Origin of the sequence: Microbacterium sp. Leaf351 (assembly GCF_001423825.1) — a bacterium.
Taxonomy (GTDB): Bacteria; Actinomycetota; Actinomycetes; order Actinomycetales; family Microbacteriaceae; genus Microbacterium; species Microbacterium ginsengisoli.
On the sequence record NZ_LMPK01000023.1, the window covers coordinates 65,183 to 65,804 of the forward strand.

General features: G+C 69.8%; 1 protein-coding gene. It reads right to left on the bottom strand.

The features are described 5' to 3' along the window. Nucleotides 1-622: DUF6421 family protein (locus ASG00_RS17740; protein ID WP_235559441.1), on the bottom strand; the 622-nt coding region annotated here is incomplete at both ends.

Consider the following 622-nt stretch of genomic DNA (forward strand, 5'->3'; position numbering starts at 1 on the left):
CGACGCGATCACGGTGCGCATCTTCTTCTCGAGCGCCTCGTAGAACATCGACAACGGGAACTCGTCGTCGAGCACCGCGTCGGTGTAGCCCGAGGGCGCCCCGGCGAGCACGTCGCGATCGAGGCCTGCGGCCCAGCGCGATGCGGGGTGAGGGGTGACGACCGACGCGACGAGGTCGTAGGCGGCGAGCCAGTGCGCGACCTTCGGGCGGTCGATCGAGCGCCAGTAGAGCTCGTCGATCGCCTCGCCGAGGGCGACGACCGCGTCGGGCACGCCGTCCCAGTCGAAGGTCAGCGCGGTGTCGGTCCAGTGCAGCACGCCGCGCTGGTGCAGCCAGGCGAACAGCAGCTGGCCGCCGAGCCCGTCGTAGTTGCGTACGCGGGTGCCGGTGATCGCGAAGCGGAAGATGCGGTCGAAGATCACCGCGTACTGCACGAGCGGCGCGTGCTCGAGGATGGCGCGGGCCGCGGCATCCAGCTCGTCTCCGTCGTCGATGCGGGCCGACAGTGCGCGCTCGAGGGCGACCGCCTCACGGAAGGCGGTGAGGTCGCAGCGCAGCTCCTCGAGCGAGTAGAGGAAGTAGGGCATGCGCTGCTTGATCATGAACGGGTCGAACGGCAGG